This window comes from Microbacterium sp. GbtcB4 (genome assembly GCF_019091465.1).
Classification (GTDB): Bacteria; Actinomycetota; Actinomycetes; order Actinomycetales; family Microbacteriaceae; genus Microbacterium; species Microbacterium paraoxydans.
On record NZ_JAGXJJ010000266.1, the window covers coordinates 1 to 255 of the forward strand.

Genomic DNA, 255 nt, shown 5'->3' on the forward strand with positions numbered 1-255 from the left:
GGATCTGCGGATGCTCGCCGCCGAGGCCCATGTCTTCGAGGCGTCGTACCTCGACGGCCTCGTCGGTCCGCTCCCCGCTGCCGAGCACGTGTACATCGTGCGCTCACCGCTGACGCACGCCGACCGCATCGACGTGCCGGTGCTGCTGCTGCAGGGCGGGGAGGACCGCGGCGTGCCGCCGTCCCAGTCCGAGGCCATCCGCGACGCCCTGGCGGCGAACGGCATCGACCACGGGTACGGGCTGGACCCGGGCGA

General features: G+C 73.3%; 1 protein-coding gene. It reads left to right on the top strand.

The genetic code is table 11. The features are described 5' to 3' along the window. On the top strand, window positions 1-255 hold a 255-nt coding region (locus KVS71_RS17875; protein WP_217585206.1), incomplete at both ends, for a prolyl oligopeptidase family serine peptidase.